1 pseudogene is annotated in these 1,288 nt (G+C 79.2%); it reads left to right on the forward strand.

The features are described 5' to 3' along the window. Positions 1-1,288 (forward strand): annotated as a pseudogene (locus tag ICW40_RS20545) (hypothetical protein); the annotation flags it as partial.

Below are 1,288 nucleotides of genomic sequence, written 5' to 3' on the forward strand. Positions count from 1 at the left end.
GCCGACGCGTCAGCCCGCCGCCCCGGCGGGGATGGAGCCGCGGCCGGTCACCGGCCCGGTGCCGCCCGTCGCGCCCGAGGGCCGTGCCGCGATGTTCAGCGGCTTCCGCTCGCGCCGCGCCGAGCTCGCCGCCGCCGCGATCCACATCGACTCCGGCGACGCCACGTCGACCGAGAGCACGGACGAGCTCGAGGGCGTCGACGGCGCCGACCGTCTGGCCGCAGCGGCGGCCGGTGCGGCCGCCTTCTTCGGTCGCACCGAGACGCCCGCCGGCGAGAAGCCGATGGTCATCCCGGCGCTGGTCGAGGACGACGAGGACGAGTACGTCGTCGAGCCCGAGCCCGTCGCGGTCCAGGCCGAGGCGTACGTCGACGAGCAGCCCGAGTGGGAGGTCGCCGAGGCCGAGGCGCAGCCGTGGTCCGGCGAGCCGGCAGCGTCCGCGCAGCCCCAGGCGCAGCCGTGGGCGCAGCCCGAGCAGGCGCAGCCGTGGGCCCCGGTCCCGGCAGAGCCGTTCGCGCAGGCCCAGCCGTTCCCGCAGGCGCAGCCGTTCGCCGAGCCGCAGCCGGTCGCCCAGGCCCAGCCGTGGGCGCCCGCACCCGCGGAGCCTGCAGGTCAGGCATGGGCGCCCTCGGCGCCTGCTCAGCAGCAGCCGTGGGCCCCGGTCCCGGCGGAGTCGTCGGCGCACCAGCCGGTCGCACCGGCCCAGCCCGTCGCCCAGCAGCCCGTCGCCCAGCAGCCGTGGGCACCCGTCCCGGCCGAGAGCTTCCCGGCCCAGCCGGTCGCCCAGGCGCAGCCGGTCGCCCAGGCCCAGCCGGTCGCCCAGGCGCAGCCGTGGGCACCTGTCCCGGCCCAGGCGGCTCCGGCCACGGCCCCCGCGGCCCAGCAGGCCGAGCCGGCCTTCGCCGACGTCGTGCAGGCCAGCCCGAGCCGGCGTGACATCCGCGCCAAGAAGCCGCGTCGCCGCCTCTTCGGCCGCAAGCAGGCCTCGGTCGAGGAGACCCCGGTCGCCGTCGAGCCGGCAGCGGTCGAGCAGCACCGCGTGCCCGCGCCGGTCGCCGAGCCGGAGCCCACGGTGGCGCCGGTCCGTCAGTCGGCCTGGGGCTCGTCGGACGCCGGGGCGCACGCCGCGGCCCAGCACGTCGAGCCGCAGCACGTCGCGCCGCAGCAGGTCGAGCCGCAGGTAGCGCCGGCCGCATCGTTCGGCGCGTACGCCGGCGGGGCGCAGGGCCAGGCGTTCGGTCAGGCCCCGGTCCCCGCAGCCCAGGCGCCCGTCGCCCAGGCTCCGGTC

This window comes from Actinotalea ferrariae, from assembly GCF_019733465.1.
GTDB lineage: Bacteria > Actinomycetota > Actinomycetes > Actinomycetales > Cellulomonadaceae > Actinotalea > Actinotalea ferrariae_A.